13 protein-coding genes and 1 other annotated feature (1 of these 14 cut by a window edge) are annotated in these 18,216 nt (G+C 55.1%); of the genes, 11 read left to right on the top strand and 2 right to left on the bottom strand.

Annotated elements, in window-relative coordinates:
* Window positions 1-77, top strand: a binding site (T-box leader) (it extends 180 nt beyond the left edge of the window).
* 54 nt (window positions 78-131) lie between these two features.
* The 4 genes from ileS to AC2TF6_RS15890 all read left to right on the top strand — a co-directional run bounded on the left by ileS (window position 132) and on the right by AC2TF6_RS15890 (window position 6,067).
* Window positions 132-3,212, top strand: a complete 3,081-nt coding sequence (gene ileS / locus AC2TF6_RS15905) for an isoleucine--tRNA ligase (protein ID WP_491307578.1) — start codon at window positions 132-134, stop codon at window positions 3,210-3,212.
* A gap of 137 nt (window positions 3,213-3,349) precedes the next feature.
* Window positions 3,350-3,517, top strand: coding sequence for a hypothetical protein (locus AC2TF6_RS15900; RefSeq protein WP_491307577.1), 168 nt, complete (start codon window positions 3,350-3,352; stop codon window positions 3,515-3,517).
* A 97-nt stretch (window positions 3,518-3,614) separates the two neighbouring features.
* Window positions 3,615-5,645, top strand: coding sequence for a penicillin-binding transpeptidase domain-containing protein (locus AC2TF6_RS15895; RefSeq protein WP_491307576.1), 2,031 nt, complete (start codon window positions 3,615-3,617; stop codon window positions 5,643-5,645).
* 167 nt (window positions 5,646-5,812) lie between these two features.
* Window positions 5,813-6,067, top strand: coding sequence for a hypothetical protein (locus AC2TF6_RS15890; protein ID WP_491307575.1), 255 nt, complete (start codon window positions 5,813-5,815; stop codon window positions 6,065-6,067).
* 36 nt (window positions 6,068-6,103) lie between these two features.
* On the opposite strand, the gene AC2TF6_RS15885 is transcribed toward AC2TF6_RS15890, so the two are convergent.
* Together AC2TF6_RS15885 and AC2TF6_RS15880 are read right to left on the bottom strand one after the other, a co-directional pair.
* Window positions 6,104-8,053 carry a terpene cyclase/mutase family protein gene (locus tag AC2TF6_RS15885; protein WP_491307574.1) on the bottom strand — a complete coding sequence of 650 codons (1,950 nt, stop codon included), beginning with the start codon at window positions 8,051-8,053 and terminating at the stop codon, window positions 6,104-6,106.
* A gap of 220 nt (window positions 8,054-8,273) precedes the next feature.
* Complete coding sequence (locus AC2TF6_RS15880; RefSeq protein WP_491307573.1) at window positions 8,274-8,405, bottom strand: YjcZ family sporulation protein; 132 nt, start codon at window positions 8,403-8,405, stop codon at window positions 8,274-8,276.
* A 265-nt stretch (window positions 8,406-8,670) separates the two neighbouring features.
* On the opposite strand from AC2TF6_RS15880, the gene AC2TF6_RS15875 reads away from it, so the two are divergent.
* The 7 genes from AC2TF6_RS15875 (at window position 8,671) to AC2TF6_RS15845 (ending at window position 18,156) form a co-directional block, all read left to right on the top strand.
* On the top strand, window positions 8,671-9,837 hold the full coding sequence (locus AC2TF6_RS15875) for a polysaccharide deacetylase family protein (RefSeq protein ID WP_491307572.1): 1,167 nt from the start codon (window positions 8,671-8,673) through the stop codon (window positions 9,835-9,837).
* A gap of 597 nt (window positions 9,838-10,434) precedes the next feature.
* Window positions 10,435-11,397: an ABC transporter permease gene (locus tag AC2TF6_RS15870; protein WP_491307571.1), complete on the top strand. Its 963-nt coding sequence runs from the start codon at window positions 10,435-10,437 to the stop codon at window positions 11,395-11,397.
* Window positions 11,398-11,477: 80 nt separating this feature from the next.
* A complete protein-coding gene (locus AC2TF6_RS15865; RefSeq protein WP_491311671.1) occupies window positions 11,478-12,302 on the top strand; it encodes a carbohydrate ABC transporter permease in 825 nt (274 codons plus the stop codon).
* 40 nt (window positions 12,303-12,342) lie between these two features.
* Window positions 12,343-14,010 carry an extracellular solute-binding protein gene (locus AC2TF6_RS15860; protein ID WP_491307570.1) on the top strand — a complete coding sequence of 556 codons (1,668 nt, stop codon included), beginning with the start codon at window positions 12,343-12,345 and terminating at the stop codon, window positions 14,008-14,010.
* A gap of 148 nt (window positions 14,011-14,158) precedes the next feature.
* Window positions 14,159-16,039 carry a cache domain-containing sensor histidine kinase gene (locus AC2TF6_RS15855; protein WP_491311670.1) on the top strand — a complete coding sequence of 627 codons (1,881 nt, stop codon included), beginning with the start codon at window positions 14,159-14,161 and terminating at the stop codon, window positions 16,037-16,039.
* Between the two features lie 6 nt (window positions 16,040-16,045).
* Entirely contained in the window at window positions 16,046-17,626 is a 1,581-nt protein-coding gene (locus tag AC2TF6_RS15850) for a response regulator (RefSeq protein ID WP_491307569.1), read from the top strand.
* Between the two features lie 269 nt (window positions 17,627-17,895).
* Complete coding sequence (locus tag AC2TF6_RS15845; RefSeq protein WP_491307568.1) at window positions 17,896-18,156, top strand: fascin domain-containing protein; 261 nt, start codon at window positions 17,896-17,898, stop codon at window positions 18,154-18,156.
* Window positions 18,157-18,216: the final 60 nt, after the last annotated feature.

The raw sequence follows: 18,216 nt of genomic DNA, 5'->3' as shown, positions 1-18,216 counted from the left end.
GAGGTGCCGCATAGCTTTTATCCACAAGGCTTTGGCGGAACAAGGGTGGTAGCGCGAGATACAATCTCGTCCCTTATGGGACGGGATTTTTTTGTTGTTTTAAGAACCGAAGCCGGAAAGGATGACGGAACATGAACAAAGTCGATGTCAAAGAAAAAGCAAGAACCCGGGAGCTGCGGGTCCTGAACCAGTGGAGGGAGGACGATACGTTCCGCCGGTCGATCGAGAACCGGGAAGGCAAGCCGAACTTCGTTTTTTACGAAGGTCCGCCTACGGCGAACGGCAAGCCGCATATCGGGCATATGCTCGGCCGGGTCATCAAGGATTTTATCGGCCGCTATAAAACGATGTCGGGCTACCGCGTCGTCCGCAAGGCCGGCTGGGATACGCACGGACTGCCGGTCGAGCTGGGCGTCGAGAAGCAGCTGGGCATTTCGGGCAAGCAGGAGATCGAGGAATACGGCGTGGCCAAGTTTGTGGAAACGTGCAAGAACAGCGTGTTCGAATATGAAAAACAGTGGCGCGAACTGACCGAAGCCATCGCTTACTGGACCGATATGGAACATCCGTACGTGACGCTGACGAACGATTACATCGAGAGCGTCTGGCATGTGCTGTCGGTCATCCATAAGAAAGGGCTCCTGTACAAGGGCCACCGTGTCAGCCCGTACTGCCCCGACTGCCAGACGACGCTAAGCTCGCACGAAGTGGCGCAGGGCTACGAAGACGTCAAAGATCTGAGTGCCACGGTCAAGTTCAAGAGCAAGGCCGCGGACGAATATTTTCTCGCATGGACGACGACCCCCTGGACGCTTCCGGCGAACGTGGCGCTGGCGGTAAACAAAGATCTCGATTATGTCAAAGTGAAGCATAACGGAGACGTGTACGTGACGGCGCAGAATCTCGCCGACAAGGTGTTCGGAGGCGAAGCGGAGGTCCTCTCCGTGCATAAAGGGGCCGAGTTCGTCGGAACCGCATATGAGCCGCCTTTCGGCTATTTGAAGCTGAACAAAGGCCATCTGGTCGTAGACGCCGACTATGTCAGCGATTCGAGCGGAACGGGGATCGTGCATATCGCGCCCGCGCACGGGGAAGACGATTACCGCACTACACGCCAGCATGGGATCGATTTCGTCCATGTCGTGAAGCAGGATGGCACCTACGCTGCGGAAATTACCGATTTCGCGGGCCGTTTTGTGAAAGATTGCGACGTGGATATCGTGAAAAAGCTGTCCGAACGAGGTTTGCTCTTCTCCAAAGAACGCTACGAGCACAGCTATCCGTTCTGCTGGCGCTGCAAGTCGCCGCTGCTGTATTACGCGATGGAAAGCTGGTTTATCCGGACGACGGCGGTCAAAGACCAGCTTATCGCGAACAACAACGAAGTGAGCTGGTATCCGGGCCATCTCCGCGAAGGCCGTTTCGGGAAGTTCCTGGAGGAGCTGGTGGACTGGAATATCAGCCGCAACCGGTACTGGGGCACGCCCCTTAACGTATGGGTCTGCGGGGATTGCAGAGAGGAATTTGCTCCGGGAAGCCACCAGGAGCTGCGCGATCGTGCCGTCGATCCCGTGGATGAGAGTCTTGAGCTTCATAAACCGTACGTGGATGACGTCAAGCTTCGTTGTTCGTGCGGCGGGGTGATGGAGAGAACGCCGGAAGTGATCGACGTCTGGTTCGACAGCGGCTCCATGCCGTTCGCCCAGTATCATCATCCGTTCGGAGACGAGAAGACGTTCAACGAGCAGTATCCCGCGGATATGATCTGCGAAGGCATCGACCAGACGCGCGGATGGTTTTTCAGCCTGCTGGCGGTTTCGACGCTGTATAACGGCCGGGCGCCGTACAAGGCGGTCATTTCAACGGGGCACGTGCTGGATGAGAACGGGCTGAAAATGTCCAAGAGCAAGGGGAATGTCCTCGACCCGTGGAACATTATCGAAGAGTTCGGGACGGATGCGTTCCGCTGGGCGCTTCTGTCGGACAGCGCCCCCTGGAACAGCAAACGTTTCTCCAAGCAGATCGTCGCGGAAGCAAAATCGAAGATCATCGATACGATTCACAATACGCATGCGTTCTTTGCCTTGTATGCCGATATCGACGGCTTTGATCCGGGTTCGTTCGAGCGGAAACCGCCGCGTAATGAGCTGGACCGCTGGATTTTGTCGCGGCTGAACAGCACGCTCGCAAGTGTCGTCAAAGGACTGGACGCGAACGACTTCCTTAATCCGGCGAAGCAGATCGAGGTATTCGTGGATGAGCTGAGCAACTGGTACATCCGGCGTTCGCGGGACCGCTTCTGGGGAAGCGGCATGCCGGAAGACAAAGTGGAGGCGTATCAGACGCTCCACGAAGTTCTGCTCACACTGGCGCGGATGATCGCGCCGTACGCTCCGCTGATCGCCGAAGACGTATACGGCAATCTCGGAGGGAAAGGCAGCGTGCATCTGGCCGACTATCCGAAAGCGGACGAAGCCGCCGTCGATACCGCGCTGGAAAGAGAGATGGAGACGGCTCGGCAGATCGTCGAACTGGCTCGCAGCGTCCGCAACGAAACGGCGATTAAGACCCGCCAGCCGTTGTCGGAGCTTCTGATTTCGCTTGACCGCGAGTTTGCGCTGGACCGTTTTGAAGCGATCATCCAGGAGGAAATCAATGTAAAGCAAGTTCGTCTGGAGCAAAGCGATGCCGGTTTCGTCCAGTTTGCTTTGAAGCTGAACCTGAAAGCGGCCGGCAAAAAATACGGCAAATTAGTAGGTCCCCTGCAAGGTTATTTGAAAAATCTTTCTCCTGAAGCAGCTGCCGCAGCGGTCGGCCGGGGTGCTTTGGATACAGAGGTACAGGGGGAAAGCGTGCACCTGACGCTGGATGAACTGCTCGTGGAAAAAACGGCGAAGCAAGGCTTCGCATCCGCATCCGGCTACGGCCTTACCGTCGCCCTGAATACGGAAGTGACCGAAGCGCTCAAGCAGGAAGGGGCCGTCCGTGAAGTCGTCCGCGCCGTTCAGGATTACCGCAAAAAGCTGGATCTGCCGATTGACCGGCGCATCACTCTTGTGCTGGATGCCGATCCGCTGCTTAAAGAGGCCTTACTGCGGTACGAACAGGTACTCCGGGATAACGTGCTGGTCAGCACGATCCGTTACGAGAACGCGGAAGGTATGGAGGAAGTCGCCCTCGGCGAGTCCACTCTCCGGATGCGGGTAGAATAAACGAAGCTAACGAGCCGGCTGCGCCCGAAGAGGCTCGCAGAATCGGGAATCAGGTTCTTCCGCGAAGCGGGAGGACCTGATTTTTTTGTACGGGTGCGGTATGATAGAAGGATACGGAACGTGAAGGAGTCAGGGCGATGACGGAACCCCGCAACGATGTGCTGGGCTGGTTCGTGGGACACCTTGAGAAGGAGGGGCAGGAGTATGTGTTTGCCCTTAATATAGAGGCGGATATGAAGGCAAACGGCAGTACGACCCGCAAAATCGCGGGAGAAGTCCTGCGCAGCATGAAGCTCTGGAACTGACCGACGCCAATGCGCAAGCGCGAATCACGAAGAAAACGGGAAGGGAACCGGAGCAACCGAAGCAACCGAAGTATTCGAACATTCAGGGGGCGATCTCATGATAAGAAACGGAAAGACGCTGGCGGGAATCGGAGGCATTCTCCTTCTGCTGCTTTTGCCGGCCTGCAGTCAGGAAGAAACGCCGCAGCACGCTTTCGAGGCCTATGTGAGCGGCTGGAAAGCACTCAATTACGAAGCGATGTACGACAAGCTGTCACCGGCATCGCAGACTAAAATCAGCAAGGACGATTTCGTCAAAAAATACGAAAGCGTCTATAAAGGGATTGAAATGACGGATTTGACCGTAAAACCGGCTTTTCCGGAAGAACTGCAAAAACCGGTCAAGAATAAGGACGAGGTTTCCGTCCCGTTTCATGTGGAGCTGAACACGCTCGCCGGCCCGGTGAAATTCGATCAGACCGCCCGTCTGGTGAAGGGCAAGAAAGAGAAAGACACCGTCTGGCAGGTCGATTGGTCGCCTTCCTACTTGTTCCCCCAATTGAAGGACGGGGATAAAGTAAGAGTCCAGAGCGCCGAAGCAGTGCGGGGCGAAATCGTGGACAGGCGCGGCAACAAGCTCGCCTACAACGGCCCGGCCAAGCAAATCGGAGTCGTACCGGGCAAGCTGGGCGATGCGGCGGAGCAGACCAAAGCGAAGCTGGCGGATAAGCTGGGGATGAAGGTGGAGGAGATCAACCAGAAGCTGTCGGCATCCTGGGTGAAGCCGGAATCGTTCGTACCGCTCGCGTACATTCAGGACGGCGCAGCCGAAGCTTACACGAAGCTCCTCGGCGTCACGTTCAGCAGCAAAGAAATCCGGGCCTATCCGTTTGACGAAGCGGCGGCTCACTTGACCGGATATATCGGACAGATCAGCGCGGAGGAGCTGAAAAAGCTTCAGAGCGAAGGCTACCGTACGGGCGACGTAATCGGCAAGGCGGGGCTGGAGCAGATCTACGAGAAGCAGCTCAAGGGCCAGCCCGGTTATAAAATCTTCATTACGGGGGCCGACGGCGCCGAGAAAGATACACTGGCCGAGAAGAAAATGGTCCCGGGTCAGACCGTGACGCTAAGCATCGACGCTAATCTCCAGAAGCTGGTCTACGAGCAGATGAAAAAAGATGCCGGATCGGCTGCCGCAATCCAGCCGCTTACCGGTGAAATACTCGCTCTCGTGAGCAGTCCGTCGTACAATCCGAACGCTTTTGTGAAGGGTATATCCGGCACGCAGTATAAGCAGCTCAACGAGGACCCCAAGAAGCCGTTCCTGAACCGCTTTACGAAAACCTTCTCGCCCGGTTCGGCTTTCAAAATGCTTACGGCAGCGGTGTCGATCGACGGAGGGGTGCTGAACCCCGACGAACAGAAGCCGATCAAAGGGCTTCGCTGGACGAAGGACGCATCCTGGGGCAGCTACTACGTAACCCGGGTGCATGATGCGAGTCCGGTCAATCTGCAGAGTGCGCTGACGAACTCCGACAACATTTATTTCGCCCAGGCCGCTCTGGAGCTGGGGAAAGACAAGTTTGTCGAGGCTTCCGCCAAATTCGGCATCAACGAGAAGCTTCCGCTGCCGTATGCGTTCGATACCTCGCAGCTGTACAACAAGCAGATCGCAAACGATATTCAACTGGCCGATTCCGGTTACGGACAAGGCGAAGTGACCATGACTTCCCTGCACATCGCTCTGGCTTACTCGGCGCTTGTTAATCAGGGCAATATCATTTATCCTTCGCTTTTGAAGGAAGACAAAGGCAAGGAGAAGTACTGGAAACCATCGGCGATGAAGCCCGAAACGGCTGAACTTTTGAAAAAAGACCTTGTCGAAGCGGTCAAGGATCCGCGCGGCGTGGGACATGGAGCGGCTGTACCGGGCAAACTTATCGCAGGTAAAACGGGCACGGCCGAGCTTAAAAAGAGCAAAGGGGAAGAAGGCCAGGAGAACGGCTGGTTTGTCGGTTTCGATGCGGCCGATCCGCAGCTTCTCGTGTCGATGATGATCGAGGATGTAAAAGGAAGAGGAGGGAGCGGCTATATCACTTCAAGGGTTAAAGCCGTCTTCCAGCAGTATGCGAACGGAATCAATTAACTATCGGCAGGCAAAAGGCTCTCTTTGCGTAAGAAGAGAGTCTTCGCCTGCGCCTGTGCCTGCAGCGCGGTCGGGACGGCGTGGTGTAGGGTCTCTTTTAACCGGGTACTATAAAAGAAGAGGTTCCCTTCCCGAACGGGGACGATTTAGGAAAGGAGTGTACCGGGATGGATGCCAAAGAAATGGAAGAACAGCTGGTCCGCAAACTGACGGAAGGCGAGATGAAGGAAGAAGACAGAGAGGAATCCGCGAGAAAACGGCTTCTGGCCAAGACGGAAATCCGCATACAGGCCACGACTGATCCCGTGGTCGAGGAAACCCGGAAGTACCGCGAAATGGCCGAAGAGCTTGACGGCCGGTACGACCGGTATACGCATTTATTGGAGGTAAAAGGACCGGATTCCTCCAAAGACCAGTCTTGAAGGACAGAGAATAACCCGCCTGCTGTACCAGGCGGGTTATTCGGGTTTGACGGACTTCTCTCCGTATTTATTGCGGTAATGGCTGAGGGCAAGGAGCGGCCAGATGTACCGGTAGCTTTCGTAGGTGTTGTAGAAGCTGCCCGGCAGTCCCGCCCCTGTCGGGTATAAGGAAGTCCAATCCCGCTCACCGAGAGCGGCGACGAGTCTCTGTATGCCCCGGTCGATTGCCGCCGACGGCCGGGGATGAACCGCGATCAGCGCGTCGAGGGCCCATGCGGTTTGGGACGGGGTACTGGCCCCGAGACTTTCGTAGCGGCCCACAATGTCGCTGCCGCACGATTCTCCCCAGCCCCCGTCCGGATTTTGAACGCTGAGCAGCCAGCGTACCCCTTTGGCAATAGCGGGATGATCCGGTTTCAAGCCGACCGCCGCCAGCCCCGTCAGCGCAGCCCACGTTCCGTACAGGTAGCAGATCCCCCAGCGCCCGTACCAGGAACCGTCCTTTTCCTGGTTAGCGACCAGCCAGTCGACCCCTCTACGAATCCAGACGTGCTTAACGTCCAGACCCGCTGTGCCGCCGAGAAATTCCAGCGTCCGGCCTGTCAAGTCGGCCGTAGAAGGATCGATTGCCGCATGCTTCGCGCCTTCCATGGGCAGGAGCGTGAGCAGCCTTTCGTCCGTGTCCTTCTCGAAAGCGGCCCAGCCCCCGTCTTGGTTCTGCATGGACATGATCCAGTACAAGCCCCTGTTCCACGCTTCCCGGCCGGCAGCCCCTTCGGAGCGCAGAAATTTAACCGCGCGGAGAGCGGCTGTCGTATCGTCCACATCCGGATTGAGCGTATTGGAGGGGGAGAACCCCCAGCCTCCGGGTACCGGATGGGAAACCTTCCGGCTCCAGTCGCCGATCTTCCGCTGCTGTTTGGCGAGCAGGTAGGAGGCGGCCTTCCGGATTCCGGGAGTTTCCGGCCGGGCGCCCGCTTCCTGCAGCGCATAGGTGATCAGAGCCGTATCCCATACGGTGGACGGGGCGTTCTGCATAAGCAGCCTGCCTTCGGACACGCACAGCATGGCCTTCAGGCCCTTTACCGCCTGCGCGATAGTCGGATGGCGGCGCTCGAAGCCGAGCGAGAGCAGCGCGAAGACGAGCAGGCACGTGCTGCTGGCGTAGCTGTACAGCGTTCCGTCGGGCTCGATCCGCTCGAGCATAAACCGCTCGGCTTTCTTCACCGCGCTCCCGTGAAGCTGGCCGGGAAGCGCGGCGAGCTGCGAGATCCCCGCCTGGATGGCCGCCAGCAGCCCGCCCGGGCCGCGATCCGGTTGTGCGGAAGAGCCGGGCACCGACCCGGATGAGGCGCCGTTCTTCCCGTCCTCGTCCCGGCGCGCATCCAGCGCGGACAAGTCCGGTGTCCGGCTCGTACGGACGGAGAAGTTGCGGTCCGCCATCAGCAGAACGGGCGCCAGATGAACCCGCGCGTAGGCGGACAAATCGAAGAAACTCAAGGGAGCCGACGCCGGCAGGAGCAGGAACTCCAGGGGGATCGAGTACGCCGCCGGCCACGGAATCTGTCCCGTTGCGGCCAGAATGACGCGTGTCAGGACATTCGTAACGCCGGTGATCCCTCCCCGGGAGCGGATAAAGGCCCGGGCGTTCACCAGGGATGGACTACTGTCGTCCGAATAGCCGGAGAAGAGCAGGGCGTAATAGGCTTCCACGCTTGCGGCCAAATTGCCGTCCTTCTCGTCGGCAAACAGCTTCCAGGAGCCGTCGGGCTGCTGGGTGCGGACGATGCTGTCGTGCAGCCGTCGGATCAGCGCCTCATCGTCCGCATTTTCCGTTTCCAGCGTGCGGAGCAGAATAATCAGGTAGGCGCTCGTTGAAATTCCGTTGTCGTAGCAAAATTTCCACGTTCCGTCCTTTTCCTGTTTTCCCAGCAGCCATTCGGAAAGGCTGTGGATGGCATGAGCGACCTCCCGCATAACACGCATCGGATTACATCCCCCTTTTTACAAAATCGGTAGTCATCGAATAAACAGCGGAAACCGGTAACTTTTTTCATTTCCAATCGTTCTTATCAGTGTATGTAAAAAAATCCCGGATAGTTGTGCGGCCGGGGGAGGCGCGAAAAAAACAAACAGGCACCTGCTAGAGGCGCCTGTTCAAACGGTCGTCTGCTGATTCGGATCCGTTTATAGTGCGTTCTTTAACTTAGTACAGGAAAGTGCGGCTGACGATAACCAGCAGAATGAAGAGAACCAGAATTACCGCCGTGCTAGTGAAAAGTCCACCGTAACCAACGCCGCAACCTGCTCCTGCTCCTACTCCTCCAACGTATCCCATATCGATCCAACTCCTCTTAATTTGATTGACATTACCCTACAACATATGACGAAGGGAGGGATGGCGATTGTGCGTTTGACCCGTAAGGGGAAACGCCTGAATGGAAGAGGGAGGCGGAAAAAGCGGATTTTTTATAATGGAATAAATTGGATAAAAAAGTTACAAAAAATTAATGTTTTACGAAGCCGAATGCGGAAGGAAGCGGACGGATAAAGATGGAACCTTATAAAGTCTTCTTTATTTTGAAAAAGGGGTTATAAGCAGTATGATGAAAGCACTCAAAATTTTTCTTTCTCTTCTCCTCGTTGCAGGATCGATTTACCTGGTGCGCCAGAGCGCCCCGCGTTTTACCTACAAAGATCAGGTTGCCGTCCTGCTTTATCACCACATCAGCGATACGGACACGAGCAACGTCACGATTACACCGGCGTTGTTCCGCAGCCAGCTCACTTTTCTAAAGAAAGAAAATTATCACTTTATCACGCTCCAGCAGTTCAGAAGCTTTATGGCGGGCGGGAATGTGCCGGAGAATGCCGTCCTGGTTACGTTCGACGACGGGTACGAAAGTCTATACGACCAGGCTTATCCGGTGCTGAAGGAGCTTCAGGTTCCGGCCGTTAATTTCGAGATCACGGGAACGCTGGCGGACCCTCGTGCGCGCAAGCTCCATTTTCTCGACGAGCGGCAGCTGAGAACGATCGCAACGGATCGCGACGCCAATATTTCCTGTCAGTGTCATTCCGACAGCATGCACGACAAACAGAACGGCAAACCTCTGCTGACGACGAACATTGTGGTGGACGGCAAGCAGGAGACGGAGGAACAGTATAAGAAGCGGGTGGTTAACGACGCCCTCGACTGCATGAAGAAACTGAAAAAAGCGGGGGAAGAGGAAGTCGATTCCTACGCGTATCCCTACGGCTATTATGATGACCGGGCTACCTCGCTCCTCCAGAGTGTCGGGTATAAGTACGGCTTCACGGTTCTCAGCGAAATGACGACAAGAGCCGACGATCCTATGCAGATTTCGCGCATCACGGCCGGTAGCCCGGATATCACGCCCCAGGTCCTGAACCGGACTATCCAGCGCAATGTGATGGACTTCAGCCAGGATTATAATTACGTGCCCCTGCGGGACACGCTGAAGGATCTGGGCGGCACAATGACCAGGAACAAGGACCGTACGATTACGTTCTACCTTCATGGCAAGCCTTATAAGCTGGATCCGGAATCGGGAACGATTGAAACGGCAGGGAAACAAATTCCGCTCAAACATCCCCTTCTGTTAAAATCGCGCAAAGCGTATATTCATTTCAAGGATCTGGAGAATGTGCTGGGTATACAAATCGCCCATAATCCTTTGCGTAATTCGTTTTTCGAGCGTCTGACTCCGGCCAAAGCAAGAAACATTGAAACGCTTACAAAATCTTAGAAAATGTTAGAAAATACGAGAAAAAGGGTGAATGAAACCGGTAAAACGGTTCTTTCGCCTATTTTCGATATTTTCTGAATATTTACAATAGTTTAATATTTGAGGTAAGATAAAGCCAAGGAGGAACACAAATTTTAAATGGGTATAAGGACATAAACACTTCAACTTGACAGTCAGGGGTGATCCCTATAGGACCATAACTACCAGAAGTCCAGACTACAGGAAGGGAGATGAATCCGTTGTACCCAGTTAGCGAAGCATGCCCTTAATAATTGAAGCGGAGGCATGCGGGAACCCAGGAAACGAATGAAGCGGAATGGAGTGTAAACGGACAATTGAATACGTTCAATCAAGCATAGGGGCCTGCCGATTATCACGGATAACCGGGGTCCCTATTTACGTGTCTGTTTGTTCCGAGTTTGATCCGAAACGGTGCCGGAGGGCACTTTTTTTATGTCTTTTTTTGGCGGCCGTTCGGGTGCGGCTACCTGAAATTTTAATCCCCAATGAAAAAAAAGAGGCCTTATGACCGCTATCCGCCCCCTGTACAATAAAGGAACCGGGATTTCCACTTTAACCGACAGGAGGTGCGGATACTTGCCAAGCAGCAATCGCTCCCGTACGCCGGCGGCATTTCAGAGCAAACGGGGAGCGGCAGGCTGGATACGCTTGTTTTACAAACAGCGCCAGCTGCAGACGATGGCTCTTCTCGGGGTCGCCTGGATTCTCGTTTTCAACTACATACCCATGTATGGGATTTTGATCGCCTTCAAAAATTTCAGCATCATTAAGCCCGTCTCCGAGGCGCCCTGGGTAGGATTCGAACACTTCCGGGCTTTCCTGGAGGACGATAACTTGCTCCACGTCATCCGGAATACACTCGGAATGAGTCTGCTCAAGCTGGTCATCGGATTCCCGCTTCCGATCCTGTTCGCTCTTTTTCTGAATGAATTGAGATCGGTGCGCTTCAAAAAAACGGTTCAGACGATCTCGTATTTACCGCACTTTTTGTCCTGGGTCATTCTAGGCGGAATCTTGTCCACCTGGCTGGCGGATACGGGATTGATCAACAAGCTCTTGGAAGGACTCGGAATTCTTCGTGAACCGGTCGCATATCTGGCCGAACCGGCTTATTTCTGGGGCATTGTCGTTTCGACCGACATTTGGAAGGAGCTGGGCTGGTCAGCGATCATTTATTTGGCGGCGATGGCCGGGGTTTCCCCGGAACTTTACGAAGCGGCCACGATGGACGGGGCGGGGCGTTTTCAGAAAATGCGGGCCATCACGCTCCCGTCGATTAAGGGAACGATCACGATTCTGTTTATTCTCGCCATCAGCGGTGTGCTCAATTCCAACTTCGACCAGATTCTGGTGCTTCGGAATTCCTTGAATGAAAGCGCTAGCAATGTGATTGACGTTTATGTGTATCAGATGGGTATCGCAAACAGCCGGTTTTCTTACGCGACCGCGGTCGGACTCATCAAATCCGTCATTGCCCTGGGGCTTCTGCTAGGAGCCAATTACGTGACCAAACGATTTAATCAGACATCACTTTTCTGAAGAAAAGAGGCTTGGAATTGATTCGGTTTAAACGGAAAACAGCGGGGGAAACGACTTTTGATGGTTTAAACGGGTTCGTAATGCTGCTTGTCTGTTTTGTGACGCTCTATCCGATCTGGTACGTGCTGGTCCATTCGTTCAACAACGGGACCGATGCGATGCAGGGCGGGATTTATTGGTGGCCGAGGGTGCCGAGTCTGGACAATTACCGGGCCGTTTTTGAAAATACGGGGATTATGAAGGCCATGGGCATTACGGCGGCAAAAACGGTAATCGGCACCGCGGCACACGTGTTTTTCACCTCGATGGTCGCGTACGCGTTCTCCCGCAGGGAGCTGCTCGGGCGACGGGTGTATATGATGCTGGGCACGGTGACGCTTTTTTTCAGCGGGGGGTTGATCCCGACCTATCTGCTCATCCGTGACCTGGGACTGCTGGACAGCTTCTGGGTATACATTCTTCCCGCGATGTTCAATTTCTTCGATCTGATTATTTTTCTCGCCTTCTTCCGGGAAATTCCGGCGGGGCTCGAAGAAGCGGCGAAAATCGACGGAGCCGGCGACTTTACGATTTTTTGCAGAGTCGTGCTCCCTGTGTCCATGCCGGTAGTGGCTACGATCGCCTTGTTTCACGGGGTCTATCAGTGGAACGATTATTTTACGGGCATGATCTACATCAACAATCCCGATCTTCAGCCGATCCAGACCTTCCTTTACAGGGTGGTGGCCCAATCCAGCTCGAACCAGATGCTGGCCGCGGCTCCCGGCGGGATGGCCAAGAACGTCACCTCCCAATCGATCAAGCTGGCGACGATGGTGGTCACAACGCTCCCAATTGTTCTGGCCTATCCGTTTCTGCAAAAATATTTTGTGAAAGGGTTTATGATTGGTTCCATCAAAGGTTAGATTGAAGTATTCATGATTCGTGTAAAAGGAGACCGATCTTATGCGCAAAACGAGCAGGCTGGTTCCTCTGGTTCTCAGCGCCGTCCTGGCCTTAACGGCCGCGGCATGCACGCAAAGAGGGGCGGGAGGTGAAACGTCCAGGCCGGAGTCCACGGCCGCCGAAGTCAAGATCGACCCGAACGCGCCGGGGTGGAAGAGCGACACGTCGCCCGTCACGTTCGACTGGTACTTGAATTTCTCCTGGTTCGGGAGCAAGTGGGGAGCCGATCCGACCTCGCAGTATATCACCAAGAAAACCGGCGTGAATCTTAACCTGATCGTACCCGCGGGCAACGAGAACGAGAAGCTTAATACGATGATCGCGTCGGGCAAGCTGCCGGATTTTATCACGCTCGGCTGGTATGAGGACGGGGTCAAGAAAATGATCGAGGGCGGGATGGTGCTTCCTCTCAACAAGCTTGCCGGCCAGTATGATCCGTATTTCGTCAAGGTGGCGGACCCCGCCAAGGTGTCGTGGTATACGCAGCCGGACGGGAACGTATACGGCTATCCGAACGCCGCGGCTTCTCCTAAGGATTACGAGACTTCGGGGGACAAACAGACGTCGAACCAGACCTTCCTGGTCCGCAAAGATATGTACGAGGCGCTCGGCAGGCCCGATATGCGGACGCCGGAAGGCTTCATGGGCGCATTGAAGGCCGCGAAGGAAAAGTTTCCCGATGTGGGGGGACAGCCGCTCATTCCGCTCGGACTGCACGAATTCGGGGACTCCGGCAACTATTCGCTGGAAGATTATAACCAGCGTTCTTCCATTCTCCAGAACTTCCTTGCCATTCCGATGGAAAAAGACGGCAAGCTGTACGACCGCACCACGGACCCCGAGTACGTCAAATGGCTGAAAACGTTCCGCAAGGCCAACGAGACGGGCCTGCTCGCCAAAGACATTTTTATCGACAAGCGGCCGCAGATGGAAGAGAAAATCGCCCAGGGGCGTTACTTCGCGATGATGTATCAGCGTACGGACTTCGCCGCTCAGCAGAATGTGCTGTATGCCAAGGACCCGAACTCCGTGTATATCGCCGTGAACGGTCCCGGCAATGCGAAACAGGACCCGCCCGTCTTGAGCGGGGGCACGATTTCCGGCTGGACGGTCACGCTGATTTCCAAAGACGTGAAGGATAAAGCCAGGGCCATCCGTTTTCTGACGTATATGCTGAGCGAAGAAGGTCAGAAAGATTTCTATCTCGGCGAGAAAGGCGTTTCCTACGATACGATTGACGGCAAAGACCAGTTCAAACCGGAGGCGCTCGCTCTGCTCAACAAAGACCGCACGGCGTTCGACAAACGGTACGGGTCCGCCTATACATTCTGGATGCTGATGGATACGACGATGAACTTGAAATGGGCGCCGCCCGCCGTGGAACCGTTCAAGCAATTGGAAGATTGGACGAAAGGGAAGACGAAAAGCTTCTCTCAATTCGATCAAGTGAATCCGACGGGAAGTTCCGAGGAAGGGATCATCGCGGGCAAAATTTCGGGGCTGTGGGGCAAGGCGCTGCCGAAGCTGCTGCTCGCCAAGAGCGACGGGGAATTCGACCAGATTTTCGCCAAGTTTCTGAAGGATCGCGAAAACGCAGGCATCGCCAAGGTGGAAGCGTACCGGCAGAAAGTGTACGAGGACAATCTAAAGAAGCTTCAGCAGTTTTGAAATAAGATTTTCAGAGAACCCAGACTTCTGGGTTTTTTGGAGTTTTGGCGATATACTGGAATTAGTCCGATTGCCATAATTTTGCTTTTGCGCTGCCCGATCGGGCTTTCTTTTTTTCGATACTCGACTAGGATGTGATGCGGTGGATATGACAAGCCGGCTATCCGGCTGGAAAGCCAGGACGATCCAGGCGGCAGGCGCCGTTCCGCTGCAGACCCGCTTGATCGTCTCGTATATTTTTATCATGCTGATTCCGGTTGTGCTGCTGTCGATGTACTTGTTTAATTCCTTTTACCAGAGCACGATCCGGGAAATTGTCAAATCGAACGAGTCAATGCTGGAAGTGGAGAAAACCAATATTTACAATCATATGGAAACGATGGAGAGAACCGCCCAACTGATCGTTTCCGATACGGCCGTCGCGGAATATTTGCAAAGCAACCGCAATCTCGAAGTGAACGAGCTGCTCGAATACCGCCGGAACGCTTACGACAACCTGCTGCGTCTTCAGTTTAACAATCCGAATCTCGCTCATATCCGATTGTTCACGAGCAATGCGAACGTGAAGGAAATATGGCCGGTTTTTTTCAGCGAATCCCGGGTTACCGGCCAGCCCTGGTACAAACAAGTAAAAGAAAGCTCGGGCACTGTCCAGTGGATCTTCGGGCATTCGGACCCGGATCTCATCCGGGATACGTCTGTCCCCTCGATGGATGAGCGGGGGAAAGTATCGTTGCTGCGGGAAGTCAGCTTCGTTAAAGGTCGGCATGAGGCGATCGTGCAGGTCGATATGTTCTTCGATCTTTTCTTCCCGAAAACGTTCAGCCGGGTGCAGGACGGACAGTCGCAGATGATGATCGTCGACGGAAGCGGGACCGTTCACACGCTTTATGATACCGCTTTCTTCCGTAAACTGGCGCCGTCCGAATTTCTCGACCGGTTGAACCGGGACGCTTCCCTCGGCGGCAGCTTTGAATTTACAAGCAAAGGAACACGGTATTTGTGCGTGTACGCGAAGCTCGACCGGCTCGGCGCCTTTATGCTGAACATCGTCTCCCTGGAGGAGCCGTTTTCGGATATCGCGAAGACGCGCAATAACCTGATTCTGGCTGTTATCGGCCTGATCGCGATGCTGGCGGTGACGACGTATTTTCTGCTGTCGCTCATTCTGAAAAAGCTTCACGTGCTGCAAAATTCGATGAAAAGAGTGCGCCAGGGCAATTTTCATTTCGACATCGACATTCACGGGGGAGGCGAAGTGGGGGAACTGGCTCATCATTTCCGGCTCATGCTGCGCAAAATTAACGAGCTCATCGTGGAGGCGGTCAATAAGCAGGCGGCGACGAAAGAAGCCGAGCTGAACTCGCTGAAAAACCAGATCGATTCCCATTTTATGTACAACACGCTGGAAAATTTGAAAATGATGGCTGAAATCGGGGAGCAGTACGCGCTGTCGGACGCCCTGACCTCGCTCGGCGGCATGATGCGGTACAACCTGAAATGGACCAGCGATTATGTGCGGCTGGCAGACGAGATTCAGCATATCGGCAATTACATCGCCATTATGAACATCCGTTATGACGATAAGCTGCGCCTGCAGCTTGAGATTCCGCCTGGATTTTGGGACCAGAAGCTGCCCAAGATGTCTCTCCAGCCGATTGTGGAAAATGCCGTCAAGCACGGAATCCGCTCGGCGGGCGGCGAAGATGTGCTGGTGATTACCGTGAAAGCGCGGGAGCTCGACGGCCGCATGTTCATCAGCGTTCACGATGACGGCAGAGGGATGACGCTGCGTAAGCTTGAGGAGCTCAGGCTCGCGATGAGCATGGAGGACGAAGCGTTCCGGCACCGGCATTCCGCCGGAGACCTTCGCGAGCGGGAGGGCAGCGGAATCGGCCTGAGGAATGTGAACCAGCGCGTCCGGCTCTACTATGGCAAGGAGTACGGGCTGCAGATAACCAGCAGGGAAGGGGCATGGACGGAGGTCGTCCTGAGCCTGCCGCTGCTTTCATTAACCGGAGGGGGATAGCGGCTTATGCGCAAATTGTTGATTGTAGACGATGAAAAGAACATCCGGCTCGGGGTTTCCTCCATGATCCGGAGGGAATTTGCCGGAACTTACGAGATTGAACTCGCCTCGGACGGAGAGGAAGCGCTGCGGATTGTGCGCGATGCGGGCGCCCATATCGTCATTACGGACATCCGCATGCCCGGAATGGACGGAATAGCGCTCCTACGGGAGCTGCAAACATTCCCCGTCAAGCCGCTCGTATTTATTCTGAGCGGGCATGACGACTTCGCCTACGCCAAGGAAGCGATCCGCAACGGCGTCAAGGGCTACCTGCTGAAGCCGATTGTGCTTTACGAAGCCTTGCAGCAGGCCGAGAAGGAGCTGGATCGGCAGGAAGCCCGGCAAGTAGCGCGGCCGGGTAAGTATTCCGCCGGCTCCGGCGAGCTTGAATCGTTCCATTCGAGCCAGCTGAATTACATTCTGATGCATCCGGAGATGGATGCATCCGAGATCAGGCAGCGGCTGGCTACCGTAGGATTCGCGCACAACGGCAACGGCAGCAGCTGGAGGCTCGGGCTGCTGCGCTTTCCGCCGGATCTGCGCCCCCGCGAGCTGGACGAAGGACTCGCACGGCTGGAACGGCTGGTTCCGCGGGACCTGCAGCCGCTTCTGAACAGCGCGAGCACGTTCGTCTTCATGGACAAGGACCGCAGCCTTGTCCTGCTGGCGCCGGCCGACGGCGTGCTGCGCCTGCTGCGGGCCGCTGTCCCGGACGGGAGTAGCCCGCTGCTGCGCGCGGGCGTCAGCCGGGAGAAGTGCGATGCGGCGCTGTTCAAGGAAGCATACCGCGAGGCGCTGAGCGCTCTCCGCAGCACCTTTATTGCTTCGGCCGGCGGCTGCGTGCAGCTTGTTGAGGAGCTGGAGGAGAAGCGGGACCGCGGAGAAATCCCGCGCGAGCACATCCGGCAAATTTCCAACAAGCTCGGCACGGGACGACTCGGGGAAATCAAAGCGCTGCTTGCGCATGTACTGGACGCGCGTACAGCGCGCGAAGAAGGCGTTGCCTACGTGGAAGCGGTCTCCAGCCTGCTGAACAAGGATGTGTTCGATCAGGTTTTTCATACGTACGGGGAGCAATCCGTGGAGATTTTGAGAATATACAAAAAAGCCGGCACGATCGACAGTTTCGAACATTACCACGAATACGCGGATTGCGCAGGACGTCTGGTCGAGCTGCTGGACGAATACGTCGGCCGGATGAAACAAGTGCACGTCGATCATATCGAAATCAAGCGGGCGGTCAAATACATGGAAGAAAATTATGCCCGGGATCTCAACATGGCGATGGTATCCAACTATGTATCGCTGAACTATACGTATTTCAGCAAAATTTTTAAGGAATATACCGGGGACAATTTCGTCGGCTATCTTAAAAAAATCCGCATTTCCCGGGCCAAAGAGCTGCTGGAAAGCAGTCATTCCAAAGTGTATGAAATCGCCGAACAGGTCGGCTTTGAGAATACGAAGCTGTTTACCCGGGTTTTTAAGGAAAAAGAAGGCATCACTCCGCAGGAATACCGCGCCAAACGGTACATGGAAGGATAACCCGAAATAACGGACATCTAGCAGTAAAACGAGGCCTAATTAAGCCCGGATCGTCGGAAGTATGATAAAGATACACCGGCTGTCAGCTTCGCACGGACTTCCGGAAGGAGAGGAGGGTGGAGGGGAAGAGGCAGGAAACACCGGGACGTGAGAACGTTCACTTAACCATGAAGCGGGGAGGAAATGATGATGAAAACGGGGTTGCTTGAAACCGGACGAGTGTCGCGGAATGGGAGAAATTCAAAATCATACCGAATCCGGACGGTACTTTGTCCCTGCTTTCGCAAGCCAACAACAAATACGTCAGCGCGGATTTGAATCAAGGCGGCAAGCTTATCGCGTCCGCAGGTTCCATCCAGCAGTGGGAGAAGTTCCGGCAAATCGCGCTGCCGGACGGAAGCGTGGGATTGAAAGCGCTGGCGAACAACAAAGTGGTTAGCGCCGATCTGAATCAGGGAGCCGTGCTGGTCGCGAACCGGGACTCCGTCGGCGGAGCCTGGGAAGCTTTAGTCATTACGGCGGCTCCGTAAACCTTCTTGTACGCGTCAAAAAGTCCCTTCCTGACGGAAGGGACTCTGGCTGCCGGACAT

It is taken from the genome of Paenibacillus sp. JNUCC 35 (genome assembly GCF_058269095.1).
This window is presented reverse-complemented; position numbering and strand designations above follow the sequence as displayed.